Raw genomic sequence first — 23,342 nt, 5'->3', positions numbered from 1 at the left:
GTCAATACATATTAAGACTATTCTGGTCTTTTTAATATACATCTACCTTACGTTAAAGTATCTTGCGGCATCATTATGTACGATAATTGCCGATGTGGAGAATTCGGGAACCATCTCGCCGTTCTCTGTCACAGAGATTCCGAGGATATCAGCCTCAAGCATCTCGGCTATGTCTGCATTACCCATAAGATCGGGGCAGGCGGGGTATCCGAAGCTGTAGCGCTTCCCCTGATACTGCATGCCGATTATACCGTCGGGGGTCTTTGCGTCCCTCTTGTCTATATCCATCTGGGAGCGCATAACCTTATGCCAGTATTCCGCAAGCGCCTCGGTGAGTTCAACAAACAAGCCGTGGTATATGTAGTACCGCTTGTAGTTGTCCTCTTCGTACAGCTTTTTGCAGAACTCCTCGGGCTTTCTACCTATGGTTACCAGCTGGAGAGGGAGCAGATCAAAACTATCAGGGGAGAAGTAGTCCGCAAGGCAGAGCTCGGCGCCCCCCTTCTGACGGGGGAATTCGAAGGTTTTGATCACCTCTGACTTGTCTTCGGAGTACACATCAAGGCTGTCCCCCCTTGATTTGCAGGGGAAGTATCCGTAGGTGACTGCGGGGTTCAGCAGGGATTTCTCCATTACGGTCTTCCACGCCTTATCAAACTCAGGCATTATCTCCGTATCCATCATATCTGCATACTGTTCTGTGCTGAGCCCTTTCTTCTTGTATGACCAGCGTGAGGAGAAGAGGAGTTGCCGGTTTAGGTAGCGTCCCACTTCATGGGGGTCTATATCAAACTCCACCTTCGTTCCTAGAAAGGGGGCTTCGGGTATCTGGTCGTGATGTATGGGCGTTTTTTCCGCAGCCGCCGATGGTGGTTTGGGGTATGATTTCTTCTCAGGCTTCGGTGCGGCTTCTGCCGAGCCGTCCAGCACCTTGAGGGCATCGAAGGCATCACGGCAATAGAAAACCTTGCCGGGCATAACCGTATCGCACTGATCCTCGACAAAGTTCTTAGTCAGTGCCGCACCGCCGAGCATTATCTTTGTATCAAGCCCCTGACGCTTAAGCTCCTCGATATTCTCCTTCATGATAACCGTGGACTTAACTAGCAGACCGCTCATGCCGATGGCATCCGCACCTTCCTTGATTGCGCTTTCGATCATTTCCTCCACGGGAACCTTGATGCCCAGGTTATGCACCGTGTAGCCGTTGTTGGAGAGGATTATCTCCACGAGGTTCTTACCTATGTCGTGGACATCACCCTTCACAGTGGCGAGGACAATCTTACCCCTCGTGTCCCCTTCCTTGCGTTCCATGAAGGGTTCAAGGTGTTTGACCCCCTGCTTCATGACCTCCGCGGACTGGAGAACGAAGGGGAGAAGCATCTTACCCTCACCGAATAGATCCCCGATCTTCTGCATGGCGGGGAGCATAAGGTTGTTGATTATATCGATGGGGGGATGGGTCTCCATGAGGGTATCCAGAACCTCTTCGAGTCCTTTCTTTTCCCCTCCCATTATTTTCCTTTCGAGTCGCTCCTCATCGCTGAGATCTTCGGGCTCCGCCTCTTTAACGATCCCCTCACGGTTCTGGAAGTGTTCTATGAATTCTGTGAGCGCATTATCCTCACCGTTTATGAGGGCTAGGGATAGTTTTCTGTCCTCATAATCAATGGCGGCGGGGGGTAGAATCTTGCTGGCGTGCACGATGGCCATATCCAGCCCGGCCTCAACGGCCTCATGGAGGAATACGGAGTTAAGCACGGGGCGGCTCTCCTTGGAGAGGCCGAAGGATACGTTGCTAAGCCCGAGAACCGTCTTTGCACCGGGGAGTTCCGCCTTAATGCGTCTTATCGCCTCCAGTGTCGCCAGAGCCGCATTCTTAAGCTTTTCGTCCCCGCTTCCTATGGAGAAGGTTAGGGGGTCTATTATAAGATCCTCCGGCGGGAGGGAATATTCTCCGGTCCATACATCGTAGAGGCGTTTCGCTGTATCGAATTTCTCGTCGGCAGTCATCGCCATACCCTCTTCGTTTATGGTGAGGGCGATGCTTGCAGCGGGCATGCGTTTTATAAGCTTGAGGATTGTGTGCAGTTTTTCTCCGCCGTCCTCGTAGTTTATGGAGTTTATGACAGGTTTTCCGCCATAGAGCTTCATGGCGGTTTCAAGCACATCAGGCTCTGTGGAATCGATAACAACGGGTACGGTTACGCTCTTGTTCAGATCGAACATGAAGCGTTTCATATCCTTCGCCTCATCCCTACCAGCGTAGGCTACGCAGGCATCGATGAAGTGTGCTCCCTCCGCCTCCTGATTTCTTGCAACGGCGAGCATGCCGTCGAAATCCTCGGCCAGAAGAAGCTCACGGAAAGCCTTGCTTCCGTTGGCGTTGGCACGCTCCCCTATGAGTCCGGGGGCTGGTGACTGGCTGAGGTTCATGGCGGAGTACAGGCTTGCACATGTTCCCTGATAGTCTATGGGCGAGGGCTCGTTCCGTCTGCGTCCGTTCGCCATCTTGCGGAGTGCCTGAATATGTTCCGGCGTGGTTCCACAGCATCCGCCGATTATGTTTACGGGGTATTTGTCCATGAGCTGGGATACTATGGTTGCAAGCTTTTCCGGTGTCATGCTGTAGACGGTTTTTCCGCCGATATTCTCCGGCAGGCCTGCGTTGGGTATGCAGGATATATCCCTGTCCCAGCCTTCGGATATGGTTTTGAGCGGCCCGAACATCATATCTGGACCCGTTGCGCAGTTAAGCCCCACGGAGTAGAGGGGGTAATCACGCAGAACGGCGCAGACAGCGGTAAGATCCGTTCCCATGAGCATGCTTCCGGTGCTCTCAACGGTTATGGATACCATGACGGGGAGATCGCTTCCCATACTTTCTTTGGCATCCATCGCTCCGTTAACCGCCGCCTTGATCTGTAGAAGATCCTGACAGGTCTCTATAATAAGGAGGTCCACACCCCCCTCTATGAGCTTTTCGCATTGCCGGCCGTACATCAAGCGCAGATCATCGAAGCTTATCTGACCAAGGGAGGGGAGCTTCGTTCCGGGGCCTATGGAGCCGGCACAGAACTTGCCGAATTCGTCCGCCACACGCCTTGCGATCCTGGCGCCCTCAAGGTTCAGCTCATCGACACGATCCTCGAGGCCGTATTCCTTCATAACAAGCTCGGTTCCGCCGAAGGTGTTTGTCTCCACAACATCGGCACCCGCCTTGAAGTAGCTCCGGTGTATTGCTTCGACGATCTCCGGTGCGGCCACGTTAAGCCATTCGCTGCACCCCGCCTTGTCCTGCCAGACGGAATCGTCTATATCAAAATTCTGGATCGATGTTCCCATCGCTCCGTCGAAGATAACAATATTCTCTGATGCGTACTTTCTGAACATAATCCCAACCTTTTAATTTTGTGTGGAGTAATCTACACTGACACAGCCCTTTCGGCAACGGTTTATAGTCCTTCAGGAGGCTTTATGTCTGGAAAAGATCGGATTCAGGTACTTAATAAAGGTGAAATGAGCGGAAAATACGTCCTTTTATGGATACAGCAGTCCCAGAGGGCGCATTTCAACCACGCCCTCGAATATGCCGTCCATCAGGCCAACTCGAAGGGGCTTCCCGTTCTGGCGGTATTCGGGGTTACGGAGAACTTCCCCGGGGCAAACATGAGGCATTATTCCTTTATGCTTGAGGGGCTCATGGAACTCGAAGCGGCATTGAAGGAGAGGGGTATCCCCCTTGTGGTTAGGCTTGGTTCCCCCGATGAGGTGGTTCTGAGCTTTGAGGATGAGGCAGCGATGATAGTCTGCGAGCGTGGTTATCTGCGCATTCAGAGGGAGTGGCGAAGGAACGTTGGGGATAGGGCCGTCTGTCCGGTGGTGCAGGTGGAGAGCGATGTTGTTGTGCCCGTGGAGTCCGCCTCGGGTAAGGAGGAGTATGGAGCCTACACCATTCGCCCTAAGATTAATAAACTCCTCGACTATTTTATGGAGAAGCCCCCAGTTATTGATTTGAAGAACCCTTTTGATGGTAACGATTTTGATAGCGAGCACCTTGATGGACTGCTGGACACGCTCGAGCTTGACAGAAGCGTAGAGCCAGTAGCGGGTTGTAAGGGTGGATACTCCCATGCGAAGGAGAGGCTCGATTATTTTATTGAGAATGTACTGCACCAGTACGATGAAGAGCGCAACGATCCGAATTCCGGTGCTGTGAGCGGGCTTAGCCCATACCTGCACTTTGGCCAGATCTCTCCCCTCGAGATAGCCCTGGAAGCGAAGGGGAAAGAGGGTTCACCAGCATTTCTTGAGGAGCTCATAGTTCGCCGTGAGCTGGCTGTGAACATGGCATTCTATAATCCAGACTACGACAGCCTTAATGCTCTACCGGGGTGGGCTCAGGATACCCTCAAAGCACATGAGGGGGATATGCGGGAGTACCTGTATACCCTCGAACAGCTGGAGAACTGCGACACCCACGATCCCGCATGGAACGCCGCCCAGCTTGAGATGAAGCGTACCGGAAAGATGCACGGCTACATGCGTATGTATTGGGGTAAGAAGATAATCGAATGGAGTGAGTCCGCCGAAGAAGCCTATAAAGCGGCCATATACCTCAACGATAAATACCATCTGGACGGGCGTGATCCCAACGGGTTCACAGGCGTTCTATGGTGCTTCGGCAAGCATGACCGGCCGTGGAAGGAGCGGGAGATCTTCGGCAAGGTCCGCTATATGAACTACAACGGTCTAAAGCGAAAATTCGATGTGGATGCCTATATACGTTCTCAGGGGTGAGGGTTAATTGCGATAATGGTTATAACGTTCTTTCCCTTGCCGTAGTGCCGGAAAAGACGATAAGTCGAGGGGGCCTTAAGCCCCCCCGTTGTTATCTTATTCAGTGTTATCTTATTCCGTTAACCTCAAGGAGTGCATCGCTGCTCGGCTCCCTGCCTGTGAACTCCTTGAAGAGCTTCATAGCGTTGTCGCTTCCACCCTTCTTGAGGATATGCTCGTAGTATCCTTCGGCCAGCTTCGGATCCATGATTCCTGCCTTCCTGAACTGCAGAAATGCATCTGCACTGAGCCTTTCCGCCCATTTGTAGCTGTAGTAGCCTGCGGCGTATCCGCCGGCGAATATGTGGGCAAAGCCGTGCTGAAACTTGTTATATGCAGGGGGTTTGATTGGTGCAGTGTGTTCCCTGATCTTATCGAGTACTTCCTGTATATCCCCCTGGCTGTGGGGCTTTTCGTGTATCGCCATATCGAAGAGACCAAACTCTATCTGGCGCACCATCTGCATGGCAGAGTGGTAGTCCCTTACGGCCTTCAGCTTCTCTATCATCTCCGGTGTGATGGTTTCACCCGTTTTGTAATGCCTGGCAAATATCCTGAGTACCTCCTCTTCATAGGCGAAGAGCTCTAGGAACTGGGAGGGGAACTCCACAGCATCCCACTCAACTCCGTTAACTCCGCTTACGGAGGCCTCATCCACCTCACTGCAGAGGTGCTGGAGGGCGTGACCCATCTCGTGGAAGAGGGTGACTACATCCCTGTGGCGCAGGAGTGAGGGGCTGTCCCCCTTGGCAGGGGGGAAGTTTGCAACGACCACAGCAGTCGCCGGAACGGTTTCGCCATTGTATGTGTGGTGCGTCTGCCAGTTGTTCATCCAGGCACCGTCACGCTTCTCCTTCCGTGATTCGAGATCAATGTAAAGTCTTGCGAAGGGTTTTCCGCTTCGTACAAGGTCGTAGACGAGCACGTTTTCATGCCATACGGGTACATCCGGCTTTGTGAAGCCGAGACCGAAAAGTTTCTCAAGGAAGGTGAAAAGCCCTTCAACAACATTGTTCTTCTCGAAATAGGGTCTGTACTCCTCCTCATCGAAGCTGTACAGGTGCTTCTTGTACTTCTCCGACCAGTACATGGCATCCCATGCGGAGAAATCCTCGAGCCCTGAGAACTTTACCATATCACCCGCCTCGTTGAACGCCTGCTCCTCGGATCTTGAGAGGAGGTAGCGGAGAAATTCCACCACATCTGCGGGCTTCTCCGCTGTTTTCGTGGCAAGGGAGAACTCACGGTAGTCGTTAAGGCCGATGAGCTGGGCGAGCTCGTGGCGCAGTGTGAGGATCTCCTCAATGATGTCGCCGTTCTCGGGTGCTCTTGTGGTGTAAGCTCTGTAGAGCTTCTCACGCATCTTACGGTTAGGGCCGTAGGTCATATATGCCAGGTAACTGGGCATCTGGAGTGTGAATACCCATCCGTCATCACATTTTGCGCTCATCAGCTCGCTCTCGGGCATACCTTCCACGTTTTCAGGATCCGTCACCTTCATCTCAAACTCGCCAGTGGCGTTGAGGAGGTTCTGGAAGAAGCTGTTGCCAAGCTCGCTGAGGCGAAGCTTTATATCTTTGACACGCTTCTTCTTCTCCTCGGGCAGATCAACGCCCCCAAGCCGGAACTCTGTGAGCATGTCGTCGATAACCTTTTTACGGGAGGGGGAGAGATCCTCGTGGATAGCCACCTCCTTAACCCCCTGCATGATCCCAGAATGCTGGGTGAACCATGTGGAGTAGTCGGTGAGAAGGGGGAGAGCCTCTGCGTATATCCTCTGGCTCTCTTCATCGTTGTTTACCGAGTTAAGATGGGATATGGGGAAGAACAGCTCGTTAAGCCTTGCCCCACGCTCCTCGAGAGGTTTAATAAAGTTGTCGTACGTCTTGTTTTCCATTAGCCAGAGCTGTTCCGCTTCTGCCTTGGCCTCTTCAATCTCTGCAGGAAGCTTTTCAGCTGCCGCTTTATGCATATTGTCACAGTATTCTGCAAACATTCCTTACCCCTTGATTTTAGTTATCCGAATAAATAATATACATGTGTGTTAAGCAGACTTCAAGGGTGCGAAATTGGAAAGGATAAACTGTTATAGATGCGTACACTACTTTGTTACATGGGAGCCGGAGATGCCCCACGGCTGTGACAGGCTTGGCTTTAAGTCAAAGGCGATGCCTTCTGTGGAGGTTTTTAAGAGCTCGGGCATACGCTGTCTGCACTTTGAGGAGAAGAAGTTCAGTAAAGGTGACAAGGCTCCTTAACGTAGAAGGAATCACCTTTGATCTTTATCATCCCTTCGATATTAAGAATCTTGAGACATTTGGTAACCGATTCCCTTGAGGCGCCGATCATGGAGGATATCTCCTGATGGGTGAACTTGCGAATGCGGTAATACTGCCCCGCTTTCTCTCCGGAATCGAGGGCAAACTCATACAGCTGTTTCATTATCCGGTCTTTGACGTTGAGGAATGCCAGGGATTCTATGAGCTCATCCGCCTTGCGTAGTCTCTCTGTCAGAACGCACATCATGGCTATGGCGAGCTTCGGTTCCTCGTGAACCATACGGAAAAAGGGCTCACGCCCTATCTTAAGAAGGATTGAATCCTCATCGGCGATTATGTTTCCGGCCCTTTCCTTTTGGTCTATGAGACTGAACTCACCGAAGAAATCGTACTTACGGAAGCGGTATAGCAGAATCTCGTCCCCGTCCTCATCTATGAGAACACCCCTGAAAGAGCCGTTTAGCACGATGCAGAGATCCGTTCCCGGATCCCCCTTGTAAAGAACCGTTTCCTCTTTTTCATAGGACTTGGTTTTGAGGTTCTTGGCAAGCTTTTCGATCTTGTCCATCTGTATGTCTCTAAAAAGGCTTACGTTTTTAAGCTCGGAGGGAATGTTCATCTGTATACCTCATACCTTGTTTAAATGTGTGCCAATGATAGCTTTTATCGTTTGTTTTTTCAATGAAATAGTTTTTTAAAAAAACCTTAAAGATCACCGCCGTGATCGTCGATAGGATCGATCGCCGCAGGGGAAAAGCCCGTTTCGGCGCGGTTTCGGGATCTCCCTCTTAATAAATGCGGCAGGGGAATTTGACAGTATTTCCGATATGGAACACGAGGTGTGTTATGGATATGAGGATACCCCCTCTTAACAGTACACCTGACTCCTTACAGGAGAACAGGAAGCCGGAAAAAACAGACGAGGCCTCGGGCTTTGATGAACTACTCTCCATGGCTGTGGGGGATAAGGATATCCTGCGTGATCTCGCAGGGCAGACTTCCCGCATGTTCCTGGAGCAGGCAGAGGCATGGAACCGTTACGAAGAGCTCGAAACAGGGGATATGGACGGCTTCTCCTTCGGCGATGGCGATGAGCTCAGCATGGAGGAGGAGATGGACAGGGCCGCAGAACAGGTTCTATCCGGCGGGTATTTCAGCGTTGAGGAAACATCGGACAGGCTGATGGATCTTATAGAGGATCTTTCCCCCTCCGGCTCGGAAAACCAGAGGCTTATAGCGGCTCTAAGCGAAGGGCTCAGGTTGAGCGAGGAGAGCGGAGAGAGTATCCCAGAAGCGGTTTATGATACCTACGAACACCTTATGGATAGGCTGAACAGGGCTTAATTCAGCAAAGTTCCTTTTTTACCGTACCCGTGGCAAGGAGTTCAGGCATCGGTTTATCGATATAGAATCCCTGGGCGTAGTCAACGCCCATATCGTGGAGCGATTTCAGAATCTCAGCATTCTCCACGAACTCCGCCACGGTCTTGATATTAAGCTCCCTTGCCAGGGTCAGCGCACTCTTCACAAACGCCATATCAACTTCATCGTTTAGAAGGTTTTTAATGAAATCACCTTCGATCTTAATGTAGTCGATGGGGAACATCTTAACGTAGTGGAAGGAGGAGAAGCCGGAGCCGAAATCGTCTATGGCGAACATGAAGCCCTCCTTCTTGAGATCCAGAATAAACTTCTGCAGAGAAGAGATGTTGCGCACTGTTTCCCGCTCGGTTATCTCAAATACTATCTTGGATTTATCAATCTCATACCTATTGACAAGATCAAGGATGTTGGGAACGAATTCATCAATAACAAGGGATTTGGGTGAAAGGTTTATGAAGAGCAGACCCTTGTAACCGCACTCATTTATTTTTACAAAAGCCTTTTCCATAAGGCATATATCAAGCCTGTGCATAACGCCCATGCTCTCTGCATCGGCGATGAACTCCCCCGCAGCCATAATCTTGTCCCCCACGGGTATGCGCATAAGAAGCTCATGAACCTGAACGCTCATGTCTCCAAGGAGCATAATCGGGTGGAAATAGGGTATTAGTGTATTCTTTTCAAGGGCTTCGAGTATAATCTGGTTCTTTTCACCCTCCTGCTTGAGGGCATCCATAATATCATCGCCGGTGGGTATGGATATCCTGTTTTTCCCCTCACGTTTTGCTTTGTACATCATATTGCTGGCAACGAGGAAAAGCTTCTTATCCTCACCTGCGTGGGAGGGGTATGAGGCGATACCGATGGAGGTAGTAGCCTTGATATGCTTCCCGTCCGGGGCAGTTACCGAGACGGTGTCCAGGCTCTCCTTTAGTCTTTTTACAACGGTGTAGGCCTGATCACTGTCGGTTTCTGGGAGCATCAGCGTGAACTCGTCGCCCCCGTACCTAGCCATTATGTCCTCTTCACGGCTGCAGCTTCTTAGGGTTTCAGCAAACTGCTGGAGGAGTTTGTCTCCGAAGGCATGGCCGTAAACATCATTGATGAGCTTGAAGTTGTCAAAATCTATAACTACGAGGGAGAAACATGTTCCATGCCTCTCCGCACGCTTCGTTTCCGCACGGAGGAGATCCCAGAACATCCTCTGGTTGTGTAGATTGGTGAGGGGATCCCTTGTGGCGTAAAACTCGACATCCCTCGTGTAACTGTTGATAGCCCTTACTGAGCCGATTACGTTCATAAGTGTGCTGAGTGTGCTTTCTATGATAAGGGCACGGTCGTGGTTTTCTATTAGGGGGCTGTATATTCCAGCTCCGATAATGTTTCCGACCCTTTCTTCTATGAATGACTGGGTGCTGAGCTGTTTTACAATAGTTCCCTTGTCGGCATAGGGCATGTTTTCGGATATCTCAACGACGTGATGCCGTATGGTTTTATCCTTAAGCTGCTCTATAAGCTCCTTTCGGATACATACCTCGTATATGGACTCCTCAAGGTTCGTGCGAAGCTCACGGGTGGGGTTTTTCATCCAGAACACGTTCAGTTCATACCCGTCCCCATGCTTGAATGCGGCGAAAAGAGCCGAAATCTCAACTACTTCGTTCAGCTCCTTCATAAGCTCCTTGATGTACCCCTCCCAGTCGGAGATAGATTCCGCCGTTATCACCAGCTTCTCCATGAGCCTTATCTGGAACTGCAGGAGGGTTTTATCGGTTGCAATGCTTCGAAGACGTTTGGCAAGCACCTCAAGCTGATCCATTATGAGGTTTATCTCCTTAAAGCCCTCGCTATCGTTCTTAAGCTTGAGATTTTCGAAGTCCTCCATGGAGGAGATGCTCTTTATTGCGTTGTGGAATGTATTGATGGAACTGTGTATTTTATTATTCAGAACCCAGGAGGAAGCGATTCCCGCTATGAGAGGGAGTGGAAGAACGGCCAGGAGGACGAAGAAGAAGTTTTCCATCGCTTCCTTATTAAGGCTCTCAAGGCTCTGCTCGGTGCGGATTACTCCGAGGACATCGCCGACCTCGGCATCGTTATGGCAGACAAGGCACTCCTGCTCTGCCTTAACGGGGAGTACCTCAACTATAAGATTGTTCCTGTTTATACTGGTGGATCTGCCCGTTTGCATCGCAGTGCTCACAGCGTTATCCGGCTGGGGTTCGGCTATCTCGCCAAACTGCTTTTCGACGGGTTTTCCACGGTATATCTCTATGGCTATACCGGTTTCGCTGTAACTCTCGGTTATCCCTTTGACGATATCTTCAAGTTCAGAGCGTGTGAACCCTCTTTCCATACCCATATATAGGGCATTGAAGGCCTGCCGCATAAGGATATTTGAGGTTTCCTCGGCATAGTTTACGAGCATACGGTTATAAAGGGCTGCGGCAAGACCGTAAACACCTGCAAACATTAGAAGACTTGTCAGAATGGATGCAGCGATTACGTAATGCCTGATGCTTTTCATAGGTACAGAAACACTCCTGAGGTTGTCATAATATGAGCTAATGAATTGGGCAGAGTATCATTATTAATCAAGCGATGCCAGAGAAAAATTGCAAAACAATGTCAGACAATACTTATATTCCGATAAATATATAATTGTTGACGGTGAATACTTTCAGCTGAGGCCTTCAGCTTTTAACATATCGGTCAGAGACTCCAGAAGCCTCCCTTCGGGAACCTTACTTATGATATTTCCTTTCTTGAAGAGGAGTCCCTGCCCTTTGCCTCCTGCTATGCCGTAGTCCGCTTCCTTCGCCTCGCCGGGCCCGTTTACTGGGCAACCCATAACGGCAACGGTGAAGTAGTCTCTGAACTCTTTAAGACTCTCCTGCACGTTCTCTGCAAGGGTTATGAGGTCTATCTCAGCACGTCCGCAGGTGGGGCACGAAATCACCTCAGGGCCCCTTCTGCGAAGTCCCATACTCTTGAGAATCTCCCATCCCACACGGACCTCCTGAACCGGATCCCCGGTGAGGGAAACACGCAGGGTATCCCCAATACCTAGGGATAGGATGGCGCCGATGCCTGCGGATGATTTAACTGTCCCTGAAAAGAGTGTTCCGGCCTCGGTTATCCCAATGTGCAGAGGGTAGGGGTATTGTTCGGCAAACTGCCTGTACGCCTCAATACTGAGGGGGACGTTACTCCCTTTCAGAGAGACCTTGAAATCTGTGAAACCGTGTTTCTCGAAAAGCTCTACATGCCTAGATGCAGATATAACTAGGGATTCTGCGCACACGCCGTACTGCTTTACAAGCTCCTTCTCCACCGAGCCGGAGTTTACGCCGATGCGAATGGAGCTTCCGTTTGCTCTGCATGCGTCAAGAACACGCACAACCTTCTCTTCGCTTCCAATATTGCCGGGGTTTATCCGTATGCAGTCCGCCCCGTTCTCGACGGAGGTCAGGGCGAGTTTATGATCGAAATGAATGTCCGCGATGAGGGGGATAGCTATATTGTCCCTTATGGTGCGTATACGGCCGGCAGCCTCCATATCCGGCACGGCCACACGTATAATCTCGCATCCCGCATCCTCAAGGGCGTGTATCTGTTTTAAGGTAGCTTCGGCATCCCTTGTGTCGGTGTTGGTCATAGACTGGATACTGACGGGTGCGCCTCCGCCAACGGCTACTCCGCCCACATTTATCTGTTTTGTTTCTTCTCTCTTATACAATCCTGCGCTCCGCTTCTTTCTCAAAGAGGGCAATATAGTTATTGAGGCTTTCTTCGTCCAGTGCTTCGAAACGGAAGACGATAACCGCCTGGGTGTTGCTTGGTCGAACAAGCCCCCAGCCCCTTTCGAAGCGTACACGGATACCGTCCACACAGTTTACCTCACGAATGCCGTTCCATTCCTGAAAGCTTTCATCTGTGAAGACCCGCTTCAGCTTTTCGGTGATCTCAACCTTCTCCTCTTCACCACACTCGAGGCGTAGTTCAGGAGTGTTGACATATTTTGTTAAGCCCTCCAGAAGTCCAGAGGCATCAGACACTTCGCCGGAGCTGAGGGCGTTTACGTAGATCTCCAGAAATCGCAGGGATGCATAGACGGCGTCATCGAATCCGAAATACCTGTCGCCGAAGAATATATGGGCGCTGGTCTCGCCGGCTAACAGTGCCTTCTCCTCACCCATCTTCACCTTTATCATCGAATGCCCCGATTTCCACATGATCCCCCTGCCTCCGCAGTCTGCTATCATATCATATAGGGCATCGGAGGCTTTTACATCTCCAACAACAGCAGAGCCGGGTTCCTTCCTGAGGAGATCCCTTGCGAAGATACCAAGAAGAATGTCACCCCTTATAACTTTGCCGCCGGGGAGGGCGATAACTATGCGATCCGCATCGCCATCATAGGCGGCGACGAAGTCGGCATCTTCTTTGTCCATGATTTTAACGGCATCTGCCAGATTCTCGTCCACTGTGGGGTCTGGGTGGTGGTTAGGGAATGTGCCGTCCTCCTCGCAGTATAGGGGTACAACGTCACAGCCGGTTCTCCTGAATACCTCCGGGGCTATCCTTGAGGCGGCTCCGTTCCCTGCATCGAGAACAACCTTCGGTTTTCGGCTCAGCTTGGATATGTCTGATTGGAGCTTACGGAAGTGTTCCTCGCACCAGTCGGCGTAGTCCTTTGTTATGTCGATGCTTTTCTGGGTTCCGGTGAATCTTTCCTTGCGGTGGCCGAGTGTGATAATATCGTTTCTCAGGTTTAGTATTGCGTCTGTATGATAAACTGTATTTACGCTTCCCAGCTTTATGCCGTTGTATTCAGGGGGGTTGTGGCTTCCGGTTATCATGATGTAGCCGTCGAGTTTATGGTAATGGGCAGCGAAGTAGGTAAGTGGGGAGGGGCATACGCCGAGTTTAAGGGCATCGCAGCCGGCGTCCAGTATACCTTTTACGGCACTGTCACGCAGTTCGGGTGATGTTGGTCGTACATCCATACCCACGGCAAGGGTACACTTGCGCCCTCCGAACTCCTCTCTCAGCTTATGGGCGAAGGCGTTTGCGATAAGAACTGCGTCCTCCGGGGAAAGATCCCCGGGAACCTTCCCCCGGATGTCGTAATCCCTGAAAATTGTTCTGCTTATCAAAAACAAACTCCATTGCTTTGAAATTAATTTTTATTTATTTCTAAGAAAACTATGCTATACTCCATCTATGAAGAAGATAGCATGTTTTATTAATAATAGCAACTTCTTGGAGAGGCTGAGGGATTTTTGCGAAGAGGAGCGTTTCGAGCTTGTGGACTATATGGGCAGCTCCTTTGAGTACGATGTTTCTATAGTTGTATTTATTACTGATGAACTTGATAAAACAAAGGACAGCAGTCTGCGTGATACACCGGTTTGTTATATCGCCTCTGAAGAGAACTCAAAGCTTGACGATCTGATGGTTGTGGACGGGAGTTTTGACCATATCCAGCTCCGCTACCTTGTGGATGCTGTGTGCCATGGCGGTGTACTTGAAAACTGCCTGCCTTCGGTCCGGCCTGTTCATATGGACAAGGTTTTTCATATAAGCAATGATATATTTAATGTAGAGCGCATCGTTTATATATTGACGAAGGAGTTTGTGTACTTCCTCGATTTTCAGTCGCTTGAAAAGATCAGGATAGGGCTTGCGGAGATGCTTACAAACTCCATTGAGCACGGTAACCTGAACATATCCGGTGATGACAAGTTGAATGCCACCGAGGAGGGTACATACTACGAGCTTATAAACGAGAGGCTGTCGGATAAAACAATTTCCGGCAGGAAGGTGATTTTTACCTACAGTATCAGCTCCGAAGGTGTCAGAATATCCCTTGAGGACGAGGGGGGCGGTTTTGATGTGGACACAATCCCCGATCCCACCATGCAGGAGGGTCTGTTGAAACTCCACGGCAGAGGGATCCTCATAACGAGAATGTACTTCGATGAGGTGAACTACAACTCATCCGGCACAAGGGTGGAGCTCATTAAGAGGTTCTAATGATTCGTTTTCTCGGAACAAGGGGCACACTCCCGGTTTCCGGCAGCAGATACGTAAAGTATGGCGGCAACACACCCTGCCTCACAGCTCCTGTGGGGGATGACCGCTGTATTGTCATAGATGGCGGCACTGGCCTTTTCCAGCTTAACACTCATCAGAATTTCAAAGAGTATCATATATTTCTAACCCATCTTCATTGGGATCATATAGCCGGACTTCCGATCTTCACCCCTTTCTATAACGAGAACAAGACGATCTTTTTGTATTTAGAGGATAAAAGCACCCTTCACAGCAAGGACTTTCTGAAGGTGCTGTTTAATCCGCCGTTTTTTCCCATTCCCCGGTCTATGCTAAAGGCGACCATACGCATAAACCTTATCAGGGGAGGGCACTGCTTCCAGTTCGGCAATGTTAAGATAACAAGCGCCGAGGGGAATCATCCTAACGGGAGCCTCATGTACAAGATAGATGATGGTGAAAGGGTTACTCTCTTCGCCACGGACTATGAGCACGGAACGGACGTGGACGACTTCCTTGTGGAGTTTGCATACAAGTGCAACAACTTTATCTTTGATACCACATACCTGCCGGAGGACTACGAAGGAAACCGTGACGGTATTCCCAAGGAGGGGTGGGGGCACTCCACCTATGTCCAGGGTGCGGAGTTTGCAAAGAGAGCGAAGGTTGAGAATCTGATACTGTACCACCATAATCCGGACTATGACGATGTTCTTTTGGATGAAATGAATATCAGGGCAAAGAGGGAGTTTTCCTCAGTAATCTGTTCCAGGGACGGTATGGTAATCCGCTGAGTATTCTCTGTAGGAAGAGCGGCCTGCCCCTTCAGTAAACGAGGTCGGCACTGCATATATCCCTCGTGGTCAGACTGGTATAGTCGTTGTCAGTCACGTGTCTCAATTCGCATGCATCCCTAGAGAGTAGTCTTCTTGGCTAGCTTGCAATCTCAGCTGTGGTCAGTAAACGAGGTCGGCACTGCATATATCCCTCGTGGTCAGCCCACATATTCTGAGTTATCACGTACAGCCCAACCAGCGTGCGTTGCGCCTCATTCAACCACTGAGGTATCCCTGCCCAGCCCCCGAGACCAGCCCCCTTAGCCGATTACTTTGTTTTTACCGCTCTGCTTCCCCGCATAGAGGTTTTTGTCCGCCCTGTCCAGAACGGACTCAGGTTCTTCATCCTTCTGGTATTGAGCAACCCCCATGGTTACGGTAACGTTGAAGCTGTTGTCCTTTATTGCGAAGTTTGTGGATTCAACCTTCTCTCTGATCTGCTCGGCTATCTTGCATGAGTTCTCAAGGTTTGCGTTCAGCAGCATGAAGGTGAACTCTTCGCCTCCGTAGCGGAATGCGAAATCGGTCTTGCGCACGGATTCCTTAACGATTCGGGCAATATGCTTAAGCACCTGGTCCCCGATGAGGTGACCGTAGGTGTCATTAATATGCTTGAAGTCATCGATATCGAGCATAACCATGCAGAAGGGCTCACCGTGACGCCCGAAGCGTTCCGCTTCTTCGCTCAGCTTAATCTCAAGGTACTTCCTGTTAAACAGCCCAGTGAGATGGTCGGTAATCGATTCTGTGCGGTATTTCTGGAGGTGATTTTTGAGCTTGTCCACTTCGTGCTTGTACGCCTCAAGCTCCGATTCAATGTCGTTGAGGTCCTTATTCAAACCCTCAAAATGCTCCTGTTTTGTGTCTACCTTGCTGTCATAGGTTTTAAGGAACTTGTCGAAGGATTCCTTGATGCTGTCGAAGCCTTCATCGGTATCAAGGAGGTTTTCGATATCCTTGGCCTCGCCGAGGATGACTCTGTCGCTGCTTATATCGTTTTCAACGAACCGGATATTATCTGCGAGGCTGATAGTCATTTTATCTTGTGTTGAGAGTAGCTTTGTGAAGAGCTTTTCCATAATGACATTAAGCTTGTTCATTCTGTCGCCGGTTTTGAAAATATGTCTGCTAAGCAGGTTCAGGAGCTCGACAACAACCTCGTCAAAGGGTGTCTGCTTGTCGAAAAGCATCTTCTCTACGCGGTTAATATCCTGTTCATGGACGTAACCTTTCAGGGGAGCCAGATATTCGAGGATCTCGGTTTTATTACCGAAGTCCGTAGCGCATGGTATCTCATCTATAAGGTTGCGGAAGGCTGTGTCGTCATAGAGAAACTCGTGGAGGTTCTCCTTTGTGAGGCTAACCTTCCTGTCCGCCATTCTGCGCAGGAGCGATTGTATTATTGTGCTTAACTTCGACGATACATCGTCCAGTCTTTCATCGGCCATTATAACTACCCGGAATCATATTATTTTATAGAGGCTTCTAGTTCTTTAATATTGATTATAACAGAAAAATTATTAAAATGTTCCTGATCGTTTTTGCAAAGCCTGTTGATAAGATATTACCTTGACTGAAGTGGCGTATCAATACCCATCTTACTGGTATTCTGTTTAAATAATTTTGGATTTTACAATATAGTTGTATGGTGGTATGTTGTCATGCTTGAAGGGTCTTAGAAAGGCTCCCGCTCTGTTTTAAATTTGAAATCATAAACATATATTTGGAAACAAATTTTACATATTCCTTTTAGTTCACCAATGGGGAAAAAATTGTAAAGACTGATGAAATTTCATAGGCAAAAGTATTAATGAAATAAGATAAAATTATAACACTGGTTGGAAGTCGTTTTTCTGCGTAATAAATTGTATTGACAAGGGAATCAAGTTTTGATACCTTCCATCGAGCTGTACACTGTATACAGTTTTGGTGTGTTAAAACTCCTCATTCCATAAGGGTTATAAACTTTTCTAAGAGGTCATAAATGGTATACGTCGACTTTACTGTTGTCATTCAGATCGTTCAGTTTCTGCTCATAGTCTTTCTTGCAAAGAAGATGATTATCGACCCCACCATAGCCACCGTTGAAAAACGTGATTCCAAGGTGAGCTCTCTTGTTGGGGAGGCTGAAAGCCTTCGTGCAAAGGTAGAGAAGAGCAAGGCTGAATACACTGAGAAGATGAATGAAATGAGGGCGGAGCTTGCTGAGCACCACCGCAAAATCCGTGAGGAAGCTTCCAAAGAGGCTGCCGAAAGGATTGAGCAGGCGAAGAAAGAGGTTGATGCTAAGATAGCTTCAGCCGCCGAAGAGCTTGAGGCTGAGAAATCCAAAGCCAAAGAGCAGGTGGACGGCATGGTTGCCGAGCTTTCCGAACTTATTGTAGATAAAGTACTTAAATCCGCTTAGGGGGTTCATGTGAAAAGGACTTTTCTGATCCTTGCGTTACTGCTTGTCATGACCACTGGCGCGGCTTTTGCGGCCACAGGTGGAGATTCCCACGCTGTGGACTGGGGGGCTCTCTGGGCTAACTTTTTCCAGAGGCTGCTTGTTTTCGCTATATTTGCCGGGGTTTTAATATACCTGCTTAAGAAGCCCCTGCTTAACTACCTCGATAAGAGAAGCGAGGAAGTGGAAAAAAGCATAAAAGACGCAGAAGAGGCCAGTGAGAACGCCAGGACCGAGATTACCAACTACGAGATCAAAATGAAAGGCTACGAAGCGGATCTGGAGAAGATGAAGCAAAACGCACTCCAGACAGCCGAAGCCGAGAAGAAGGAGATCCTTGAGGATGCTGAAAAGCAGATAAGCAAGATGCAGGAACTTGCTGAGAAGAGGATCGACTCAGACATTAAAAAGGCATCCCAGGAAATAAGAAAGGATGCAGTTCTCGCCGCTCTCGAAGCTGCGCAGGCAAAGATAGGCAAGGAGCTCAGTGCTGCAAAGCAGAAGGAGATCCTTGACTCATACATTAAGAAGATAGAGGTGAGCAATTGAAAGCGAATGTAATTGCCAGACGCTATGCTTCGGCTCTATTCCTTGAGGCAAAGGAGCAGGGGAACACAGAATCTGTTCTGGAAGATCTCTCTGGTATTGTTAGTATAAAGAAAACCAGCAGCGATTTTGAAGCCTTTCTTAAAAATCCCCTCATATCCAAAACCGAGAAGATGGCTGTTGTTGACAGTATCAAGGATAAAGGCGGCCTGAGTGAGTTTGCTCATACCTTCCTTAAGCTCCTTGCTGAGAAGAACAGGCTCGAGTTCATCGAGGAGATCAGGGACCATCTTAAATATATAATCATGGATGAAAAGGGTGAGGCTGCTGCATATATCCGCACAGCGGCAGAGCTTGATGAGGATTCCAGAAACGGCCTCAAAGAGGCTCTAGGCAAAGCGGCAGGCAAAAAGATAAGCCTTGAGGAAACGGTTGATGCAGAAATCATCGGCGGTGTGATTGCCAAGATCGGCAGTACGCAGTACGACGCAAGCATCAAAGGACAAATGGATAAACTCAGAGATCAATTGATCTCCTGATAAGAATATAGAAGATAAACATTTTAAGGAGTTTGGCTGATGCAGATCAAAGCTGAAGAAATAAGCCAGATCATAAGGGACCAGATCAAGAATTTCGACCAGAAGGTCGAGATGGAAGAAGTTGGTACCATCATCTCCGCAGGTGACGGTATCGCAAAGGTTTATGGTCTTGAGAATGCTATGGCTGGTGAGCTTGTTGAGCTTCCCGGAGGGGTATACGGAATCGTCTTCAACCTTGAGGAAGACAACGTTGGTATCGTTATTATGGGTGACTATGACCACATCGGTGAGGGCGACACCGTCAAGCGTACGGGCAACATTGCCTCAGTACCGGTTGGCAAGGCCCTTGTGGGACGTGTTGTTAACCCCCTTGGACAGCCCATCGACGGAAAAGGACCCATCGAAGCGGAGATGATCGACCAGATCGAGAAGATCGCTCCCGGTATCGTTGACAGACAGCCTGTTCACGAACCTCTCCAGACTGGTATCAAAGCTATCGACTCTATGATCCCCATCGGTAGAGGACAGAGAGAGCTTATCATTGGTGACCGTCAGACGGGTAAAACAGCCGTTGCCATCGATACAATAATAAACCAGAAGGGACAGAACGTTATCTGCGTTTATGTCGCCATCGGTCAGAAGCGCTCCACCGTTGCAAGGGTGGTAGACGTACTCGAGAAACACGGCGCCATGGACTATACCATCGTCGTTTCCGCTTCCGCTTCCGACCCTGCACCTCTGCAGTTCATCGCTCCCCTTGCAGGAACATCCATGGGTGAGTATTTCAGAGACAGAGGCGGCCACGCACTCTGTATATATGATGACCTTTCCAAGCAGGCCACTGCATATCGTCAGATGTCCCTGCTTCTTAGAAGACCTCCCGGTCGTGAAGCATTCCCCGGTGACGTTTTCTACCTTCACTCACGTCTCCTTGAGCGTGCGGCGAAGTTCAGTGATGCGAAGGGTGGCGGTTCACTCACAGCGCTTCCTATCATCGAAACCCAGGCGGGTGACGTTTCTGCGTACATCCCCACAAACGTTATTTCAATTACAGACGGACAGATATATCTTGAGACCGACCTCTTCTATTCCGGTGTAAGACCTGCGGTTAACGTTGGTCTCTCCGTTTCAAGGGTTGGTGGTTCTGCACAGATCAAGGCTATGAAGCAGGTTGCAGGACGACTCAGGCTTGACCTCGCCCAGTACCGTGAGCTTGCGGCCTTCGCCCAGTTCGGTAGCGACCTTGACGCAGCCACCCAGGCACAGCTCAAGAGGGGTGAGCGTCTCGTTGAGATTCTCAAGCAGGGACAGTACGTTCCCGCAGATGTTGTTGAGCAGATTATCGGAATCTACGCCGGTGTTAACGGCTTCCTTGATGATATCAAGGTTGATGATATCGGCAGATTCGAGAAAGAGCTTGCAAACTACGTTAAGAGCAATAAATCAGAGATCGTCGATGAGATTAGAGAGAAGAAGAAGCTCTCCGACGAGCTCACAAAGAAGATTGAAGAAGCAATCGAAGAATTCAAGAAGATCTTCTCCGCAGGCTAAGGGGGCCTTTTAAATGGCTGGAACCAGAGATATTAAACGAAAAATAAGCTCTGTTAAAAACACCCAGAAGATCACCAAGGCGATGAAGATGGTGTCTGCGGCGAAGATGCGCCGTGCTCAGGATGCCATGGAGTCTGCCAAGCCCTTCGCTAAGAAGATCGGAGAGATGGTGGACAACGTCTCCAAAAGGACTAATCCCGAGCTCCACCCCTTCCTTGCGGAAAGGGACGGAAACGGGCCCGTCTGCCTCATTGCCGTGACAAGCGACAAAGGTCTCTGCGGTGCTTTCAACAGTAACGTTATTAAAGCGGCTCAAAGGTTTGTGGAAAAATATCAGGGCAGGGAGATTAAAGTAATCTGCATTGGTAAGAAGACCTTCGAGTTCTTTAAGAGAAAAGAGCACGAGATTCTGGACAAGCATATTGATCTTGCGGGCAAGGTACTTTTCAGCGATGCGAAAAACATCGCCGAGGTTGCCATGGACAATTACCTGAACGAGAAGGTAGACGAGGTTCACCTCCTCTACAACGAGTTCCGTTCAACGGCTCTTCAGGTTCCCGTTACAGAGAAGCTCCTCCCCCTTGGTGTTGAAGAATCCAAAGAGGAAGAGCAGCTTGTTGAGTACATCTACGAGCCCAAGCCAGAGATGCTTCTAAACGAACTGATGCCCAGATACATCCGTTTCAAGATATTCAGTGCACTGCTTGAATCCGTTGCAGGAGAGCACGGTGCGAGGATGATGGCTATGGACAACGCCTCCAGAAACGCTTCCGAGATGATCGGAAAGCTCACGCTTACTTACAACAAGGCACGTCAGGCGGCCATTACCAATGAGATTCTGGATATCGTTAACGGTGCAGAGGCACTCAACGGTTAATAAGAAAGGGCTGATAAAAAGTTTACGAAAGGGCTTATACAGGCCTTCTCAAATGAATATAGGGCGCAGAGGCGCCCGTAAAAAATTGGGGTGAATTTAACATGGCTGAGAATGTAGGAAAGATAGTACAGGTTATCGGACCTGTAGTTGACGTGAAATTCGAGCCGGGCAAGATGCCCGAAATCTACAACGCCCTCAGCATCACCAACAAAGAGGGCGTTGAGATCATCTGTGAGGTCGAGCAGCACCTCGGTGAGGACACCGTAAGAAGCGTTGCGATGACATCCACAGAGGGTCTTACAAGAAATATGAAAGTTACTGATACAGGAAAAGCTATCACTGCTCCCGTGGGCAAAGGCGCCCTGGGCCGTATCATGAACGTTGTTGGAGCTCCCGTGGACGAGAAGGGTGAAGTGCAGGCCGATGACCATTGGCCCATCCACAGACCCGCACCCGCCATGGAAGACCAGGATACAAGTTACGAGATCCTCGAGACCGGAATTAAGGTTATCGACCTTCTTGAGCCCTATACCAAGGGTGGTAAGACAGGCCTCTTCGGAGGTGCCGGTGTTGGTAAAACAGTTCTTATTATGGAGCTTATCAACAACATCGCAAAGCAGCACGGTGGTTACTCCGTTTTCGCCGGTGTTGGTGAGCGTACGAGAGAGGGTAACGACCTTTATCTTGAGATGGAGGAGTCCGGCGTTCTTGACAAAGTTGCACTGATCTACGGTCAGATGAACGAGCCCCCAGGGGCAAGGATGAGGGTTGCTCTCACAGGCCTCACCATCGCAGAATACTTCCGTGATGTTGAAGGTCAGGACGTTCTTCTCTTCGTTGACAACATCTTCCGTTTCTCCCAGGCAGGTTCTGAGGTGTCCGCACTTCTCGGACGTATGCCCTCAGCGGTTGGTTACCAGCCCACACTCGGTACAGAGATGGGTGAGCTTCAGGAAAGGATTACATCCACAAAGAAAGGTTCTATTACATCCGTTCAGGCCGTATACGTTCCTGCGGACGACCTTACTGACCCCGCTCCCGCAACAACCTTCGCACACCTTGATGCAACTACGGTTCTTTCACGTCAGATTGCAGAGCTTGGTATCTACCCTGCGGTGGATCCCCTCGACTCAACCTCAAGGATCCTCGACCCCAACATCGTTGGTGACGAGCACTACGCAGTTGCAAGGGGTGTTCAGGAGGTTCTCCAGAGATATAAGGAACTTCAGGATATTATCGCAATCCTTGGTATGGAGGAACTCTCCGAAGAGGATAAGCTCACAGTTGCAAGGGCAAGGAAGATTCAGCGTTTCCTCTCCCAGCCCTTTCACGTTGCAGAGCAGTTCACCGGTATCTCCGGTAAATATGTGCCTCTGAAAGAAACTGTTCAGGATTTCAAGAAAGTGCTCGAAGGCGAGTGCGATGAACTCCCCGAGCAGGCTTTCTACCTCGTAGGTAACCTCGCCGAAGCTTACGAAAAGGCGGAGAGCATGAAGAAGGGTGAATAATCATGGCTGATACCATTAGGCTGGAGCTTGTTACTCCTGAGCGTCAGCTCCTCTCTGAGGATGTGGAAGAGGTGATCGTGCCCGGTGTAGAAGGTGATCTTGGTATCCTTCCCGGCCACGCGGCACTCCTTTCCGCTCTTCGTGTGGGCGAGATGGCGTATAGGAAAGGCGGGCAGCTGGAATATATTGCCATTGAAGGTGGCGGACTCATTGAGGTCAGCGCCGACAAGGTTATTGTTCTGGCAGACGCAGCGGAGCTCGGCCGTGAGATCAACCTTGAGGAAGCTATCGAAAGAAAGCTTAATGCCGAAAAGGCTCTGAAGGATGAGCGTCAGCAGGACGCAGAGAACTTCAGAAACATGGAGGTAAAACTCAAGGTGGAGCTTACCCGTATCGATATCGCCGAGCGCTACAAGTAATAATAAACTTAGCAAATATATCGGGGGAGGGTCTGATGGCCCTCCCTTTTTTTTAGAGCTTA

The 23,342-nt window shown here is 49.7% G+C and carries 19 protein-coding genes; 12 read left to right on the top strand and 7 right to left on the bottom strand.

Annotation, left to right across the window (positions count from 1 at the left end):
• Positions 1 to 42: 42 nt before the first annotated feature.
• Complete coding sequence (metH, locus tag K300_RS0104715) at positions 43 to 3,393, bottom strand: methionine synthase (protein WP_022850515.1); 3,351 nt, start codon at positions 3,391 to 3,393, stop codon at positions 43 to 45.
• An 84-nt stretch (positions 3,394 to 3,477) separates the two neighbouring features.
• Between metH and phrB the strand changes: the two genes are divergently transcribed.
• Positions 3,478 to 4,800, top strand: coding sequence for a deoxyribodipyrimidine photo-lyase (phrB, locus tag K300_RS0104710; protein WP_022850514.1), 1,323 nt, complete (start codon positions 3,478 to 3,480; stop codon positions 4,798 to 4,800).
• Between the two features lie 106 nt (positions 4,801 to 4,906).
• On the opposite strand, the gene K300_RS0104705 is transcribed toward phrB, so the two are convergent.
• Entirely contained in the window at positions 4,907 to 6,835 is a 1,929-nt protein-coding gene (locus tag K300_RS0104705; protein WP_022850513.1) for a M3 family metallopeptidase, read from the bottom strand.
• Positions 6,836 to 6,908: 73 nt separating this feature from the next.
• On the opposite strand from K300_RS0104705, the gene K300_RS16490 reads away from it, so the two are divergent.
• The gene (locus tag K300_RS16490; RefSeq protein ID WP_081646885.1) at positions 6,909 to 7,097 is read left to right on the top strand and encodes a uracil-DNA glycosylase; all 189 of its coding nucleotides are present in this window, start codon (positions 6,909 to 6,911) and stop codon (positions 7,095 to 7,097) included.
• Here the strand turns inward: K300_RS16490 and K300_RS0104700 are convergent.
• On the bottom strand, positions 7,072 to 7,737 hold the full coding sequence (locus tag K300_RS0104700) for a Crp/Fnr family transcriptional regulator (RefSeq protein ID WP_022850512.1): 666 nt from the start codon (positions 7,735 to 7,737) through the stop codon (positions 7,072 to 7,074). The two genes, K300_RS16490 and K300_RS0104700, sit on opposite strands and share 26 nt — an antisense overlap.
• A gap of 227 nt (positions 7,738 to 7,964) precedes the next feature.
• Here K300_RS0104700 and K300_RS0104695 point away from each other — a divergent pair, with 227 nt between their 5' ends.
• Positions 7,965 to 8,462: a hypothetical protein gene (locus K300_RS0104695; RefSeq protein WP_022850511.1), complete on the top strand. Its 498-nt coding sequence runs from the start codon at positions 7,965 to 7,967 to the stop codon at positions 8,460 to 8,462.
• 1 nt (position 8,463) lies between these two features.
• Here the strand turns inward: K300_RS0104695 and K300_RS0104690 are convergent, their stop codons facing one another.
• The 3 genes from K300_RS0104690 to K300_RS0104680 form a co-directional block, all read right to left on the bottom strand.
• Positions 8,464 to 11,028 (bottom strand): putative bifunctional diguanylate cyclase/phosphodiesterase, encoded by a 2,565-nt coding sequence (locus K300_RS0104690; protein ID WP_022850510.1) that lies wholly within the window; start codon positions 11,026 to 11,028, stop codon positions 8,464 to 8,466.
• A gap of 153 nt (positions 11,029 to 11,181) precedes the next feature.
• A complete protein-coding gene (gene ispG, locus K300_RS0104685) occupies positions 11,182 to 12,240 on the bottom strand; it encodes a flavodoxin-dependent (E)-4-hydroxy-3-methylbut-2-enyl-diphosphate synthase (RefSeq protein ID WP_022850509.1) in 1,059 nt (352 codons plus the stop codon).
• Positions 12,233 to 13,660 carry a phosphomannomutase/phosphoglucomutase gene (locus K300_RS0104680; protein WP_022850508.1) on the bottom strand — a complete coding sequence of 476 codons (1,428 nt, stop codon included), beginning with the start codon at positions 13,658 to 13,660 and terminating at the stop codon, positions 12,233 to 12,235. Before K300_RS0104680 ends, ispG begins: the two co-directional genes overlap by 8 nt.
• Positions 13,661 to 13,727: 67 nt before the next feature.
• Between K300_RS0104680 and K300_RS0104675 the strand changes: the two genes are divergently transcribed.
• Positions 13,728 to 14,540, top strand: coding sequence for an ATP-binding protein (locus K300_RS0104675; RefSeq protein ID WP_022850507.1), 813 nt, complete (start codon positions 13,728 to 13,730; stop codon positions 14,538 to 14,540).
• On the top strand, positions 14,540 to 15,352 hold the full coding sequence (locus K300_RS0104670) for an MBL fold metallo-hydrolase (RefSeq protein WP_022850506.1): 813 nt from the start codon (positions 14,540 to 14,542) through the stop codon (positions 15,350 to 15,352). Before K300_RS0104675 ends, K300_RS0104670 begins: the two co-directional genes overlap by 1 nt.
• 302 nt (positions 15,353 to 15,654) lie before the next feature.
• On the opposite strand, the gene K300_RS16015 is transcribed toward K300_RS0104670, so the two are convergent.
• Entirely contained in the window at positions 15,655 to 16,842 is a 1,188-nt protein-coding gene (locus K300_RS16015; RefSeq protein ID WP_081646883.1) for a GGDEF domain-containing protein, read from the bottom strand.
• Positions 16,843 to 17,378: 536 nt separating this feature from the next.
• Here K300_RS16015 and K300_RS0104660 point away from each other — a divergent pair.
• From K300_RS0104660 to K300_RS0104630, 7 genes are all read left to right on the top strand, one after another.
• On the top strand, positions 17,379 to 17,801 hold the full coding sequence (locus K300_RS0104660) for a F0F1 ATP synthase subunit B (RefSeq protein WP_022850504.1): 423 nt from the start codon (positions 17,379 to 17,381) through the stop codon (positions 17,799 to 17,801).
• Between the two features lie 9 nt (positions 17,802 to 17,810).
• Entirely contained in the window at positions 17,811 to 18,389 is a 579-nt protein-coding gene (locus K300_RS0104655; RefSeq protein WP_022850503.1) for a F0F1 ATP synthase subunit B, read from the top strand.
• Positions 18,386 to 18,925 (top strand): ATP synthase F1 subunit delta, encoded by a 540-nt coding sequence (atpH, locus tag K300_RS0104650; RefSeq protein ID WP_022850502.1) that lies wholly within the window; start codon positions 18,386 to 18,388, stop codon positions 18,923 to 18,925. The genes K300_RS0104655 and atpH overlap by 4 nt, the downstream gene beginning before the upstream one ends.
• Positions 18,926 to 18,964: 39 nt before the next feature.
• Entirely contained in the window at positions 18,965 to 20,476 is a 1,512-nt protein-coding gene (gene atpA / locus K300_RS0104645) for a F0F1 ATP synthase subunit alpha (RefSeq protein ID WP_022850501.1), read from the top strand.
• Between the two features lie 13 nt (positions 20,477 to 20,489).
• Positions 20,490 to 21,353: an ATP synthase F1 subunit gamma gene (gene atpG / locus K300_RS0104640; protein WP_022850500.1), complete on the top strand. Its 864-nt coding sequence runs from the start codon at positions 20,490 to 20,492 to the stop codon at positions 21,351 to 21,353.
• 101 nt (positions 21,354 to 21,454) lie between these two features.
• Positions 21,455 to 22,861 carry a F0F1 ATP synthase subunit beta gene (gene atpD, locus K300_RS0104635; protein ID WP_022850499.1) on the top strand — a complete coding sequence of 469 codons (1,407 nt, stop codon included), beginning with the start codon at positions 21,455 to 21,457 and terminating at the stop codon, positions 22,859 to 22,861.
• A 2-nt stretch (positions 22,862 to 22,863) separates the two neighbouring features.
• Complete coding sequence (locus K300_RS0104630) at positions 22,864 to 23,280, top strand: F0F1 ATP synthase subunit epsilon (protein WP_022850498.1); 417 nt, start codon at positions 22,864 to 22,866, stop codon at positions 23,278 to 23,280.
• Positions 23,281 to 23,342 lie beyond the last annotated feature (62 nt).

This window comes from Limisalsivibrio acetivorans, assembly GCF_000421105.1.
GTDB classification, from domain to species: Bacteria; Chrysiogenota; Deferribacteres; order Deferribacterales; family Geovibrionaceae; genus Limisalsivibrio; species Limisalsivibrio acetivorans.
Note: the sequence above shows the minus strand (reverse complement) of the source record. Positions and strands in the feature narration are given on the sequence as shown.